The organism is Streptomyces sp., from assembly GCF_050698815.1.
GTDB lineage: Bacteria > Actinomycetota > Actinomycetes > Streptomycetales > Streptomycetaceae > Streptomyces.
Genome location: NZ_JBOHCV010000712.1, coordinates 1 through 2,954, shown reverse-complemented (window position 1 = coordinate 2,954; position 2,954 = coordinate 1). Strand labels below are relative to the sequence as shown.

General features: G+C 73.2%; 2 protein-coding genes. Both read right to left on the bottom strand.

The features are described 5' to 3' along the window. The coding region (locus ACRDP3_RS25145; protein ID WP_431519282.1) for an aminotransferase class I/II-fold pyridoxal phosphate-dependent enzyme at nucleotides 1-571 on the bottom strand (571 nt) is incomplete at its 3' end. Nucleotides 572-678: 107 nt separating this feature from the next. Beyond that, a complete protein-coding gene (locus ACRDP3_RS25140) occupies nucleotides 679-2,724 on the bottom strand; it encodes a thioredoxin domain-containing protein (RefSeq protein WP_431519281.1) in 2,046 nt (681 codons plus the stop codon). Between the last annotated feature and the right edge of the window lie 230 nt (nucleotides 2,725-2,954).

The following is a 2,954-nucleotide window of genomic DNA, read 5'->3' as shown; positions in this document are numbered from 1 at the left end:
GGCCGCGCAGCATCTCCTCGTCGTAGACCGCTCCGGTGGGGTTGTTCGGGTTGATGATCACGAGCGCCTTGGTGCGGTCGGTCACCTTGCGCTCGATGTCCGCGAGGTCGGGCATCCAGTCGGACTGCTCGTCGCAGCGGTAGTGCACGGCCGTGCCGCCGGAGAGGGAGACGGAGGCGGTCCACAGCGGGTAGTCCGGCGCCGGTACGAGCACTTCGTCACCGTCGTCGAGAAGCCCGTTCATGGACATCTGGATCAGCTCGGAGACGCCGTTGCCGAGGTAGATGTCCTCGACGGACAGGTCGATGCCCTGGGTCTGGTAGTGCTGCACGACCGCGCGGCGGGCGGAGAGCAGCCCCTTGGCGTCGCCGTAACCGTGCGCCTCGCCGACGTTGCGGAGCATGTCCTCGAGGATCTCCGGCGGGCACTCGAACCCGAACGCGGCGGGGTTGCCGGTATTGAGCTTGAGGATGCGGTGACCTGCCGCCTCCAGCCGGGTCGCCTCCTCCAGGACCGGGCCCCGGATCTCGTAACAGACATTGGCGAGCTTCGTCGACTGGATCACCTGCATACCGCCACCCTACGGGCGGCCCCGGCGGGGCGCCTCATGTTTTCGGTCACCCGGGGCGGGGGCCGACCTGGCCCGGCCATACATGCCGGGAGGCCTGGACGGCCGCTTCAGCTCCGCAGCGACTCCTCCAGAGCCGCCGGGTCGGCGGTCGGCGCGTCGCAGGTGAAGCCCCGGCACACGTAGGCCGTGGGCAGCCCGTCCAGCAGCGGCCGGTCGCGCAGCAGCGGCACGTCCAGCGCCGCCGTCGAACCGGGTTCGCCCATGGCGACGGCGACGCCCGGCGCGGTCGCCAGCAGTGCGGTGCGGTGCAGGGTGCCGGTGGCGGGGTCGGTGTGCGGGCCGACGACGGCGACCTCACGGGGGCCGTCGAGGGCGGCTTCCGCCGCCGCCAGTCCCCAGCCGATGAAGCGCGGGGCGCGCGGCGCCAGCGCCCGTACGATGCCCAACGCCCGTTCGGCGGCGTCGCGGTGGCGGGTGCTGCCGGTATAGGCGGCGTACGTCAGCAGCGCCTGCGCGGCGGCGGTCCAGCCGGACGGGGTGGCGCCGTCTGTGGGGTCCTGCGGGCGGCGGATGAGCACTTCGGCGTCGTCGGCGGTGTCGTAGAGCGAGCCGTCCTCGTCGGTGAAGTGGCCGAGGACGGTGCCGAGGAGGAGGCCGGCCCGTTCCAGCCAAGGGGCCTCGCCCGTCACCGAGTAGAGGGTCAGGAAGCCCTCGGCTACATCGGCGTAGTCCTCCAGCACGCCGCCGCTGGGGCCCGCGGACCCGTCACGTGAGGTACGGATGAGGCGCCCGTCCGCCGGGTCGAGGTGGACCTCGGTCAGCAGCGTCGCCGCGGCGGAGGCGGCCTCGATCAGGTCCGGACGCTCGAAGTAGGCGCCCGTCTCGGCGAGGGCGGCGACGGCGAGGCCGTTCCAGGCGGCGACGACCTTGTCGTCACGCGCCGGGCGGGGCCGCGCTTCGCGGGCGCGCAGCAGCCGCTCCCGGACAGATGCGACGCGGTCGGCCTCGGCCTCGGACGGCTGTCCGCCGTCGGGGAGTTGGAGGACGGAGGCGCCCTCCTCGAAGGTGCCCTCCTCCGTCACGCCGTAGTAGCCGGCGGCCCATCGCGCGTCCTGCTCGCCGAGTACGTCGGTCAACTGGGCGGGAGTCCAGACGTAGTAGGCGCCCTCGCGGTGCCGGCCGTGTCCGTCGTCGCTGTCGGCGTCCAGCGCGGAGGCGAAGCCGCCCTGTGCGGTGCCCAGTTCGGCCACCATGAAGTCGGCGGTCTCCAGGGCGACCCGGCGCGCCAGAACGGAACCGGTGGCGCGCCAGACGTGCGCGTAGAGGCGGCACAGCAGCGCGTTGTCGTAGAGCATCTTCTCGAAGTGCGGTACGACCCAGCCGGCGTCCACCGAGTAGCGGGCGAAGCCGCCGGCGAGCTGGTCGTAGATGCCGCCCCGCGCCATCCCCTCGCAGGTGGCCTGCACCATCTCCAGGGCGCCCTCGGAGCTGGTGCGGGCGTGATGGCGCAGCAGGAACTCGAGTGCCATGGACGGCGGGAACTTCGGCGCACCGCCGAATCCGCCGCGCGCGGCGTCGAAGTCGCGGGTCAGCTCCAGCAGCGCGGCGCCGAGTTCCTCCGGGCCCGGCGGCTGCGGCTGGTCGTAGCGGATGCCGCGGGCGGACAGGTCGCGCACGATCCGCGCGGCCACGTCGGCGACTTCTTCGCGCCGGTCCGTCCACGCCGTGGCGACGCCCTCCAGCACCTGCGGAAAGGAGGGCATGCCGTGCCGGGGGGCGGGCGGGAAGTAGGTGCCGAAGTAGAAGGGCTCGGCGTCGGGGGTGAGGAAGACGGTCATCGGCCAACCGCCCTGGCCGGTCGCCGCCTGAACGGCCTCCATGTAGACGGAGTCGACGTCGGGGCGCTCCTCGCGGTCGACCTTGACGGAGACGAAGTGGGCGTTGAGGTAGTCGGCGGTCGCCCCGTCCTCGAAGCTCTCGTGTGCCATGACGTGGCACCAGTGACAGCTGGCGTAGCCCACGCTGAGCAGCACCGGCACCTCGCGCCTGCGCGCCTCTTCGAACGCGGCCTCGGACCAGGGCCACCAGTCGACGGGGTTCTCGGCGTGCTGGAGGAGGTAGGGGCTGGTCTCGTCCGCGAGTCGGTTCGCCATCCCCCCATCGTGCACGACGCTCGCCGCTGGGCGAGGCAGTGCGGGCCGCGGCGAGGATGCGGGCACCTGGGACACGCCCGCCCCGGGCCAGGGGTACGGGGTCCCCGGGCCGCCAGGCCCAGGGGTGCCCGGAGACTCGGCCCGCGCTAAAGCTGTGCCGGGGCGCCGCCCGTGGACTCCCAGCCGGCGACGGCCAGCGCGCGGTACGCCGTGTACTGGGCGGCGGGGTC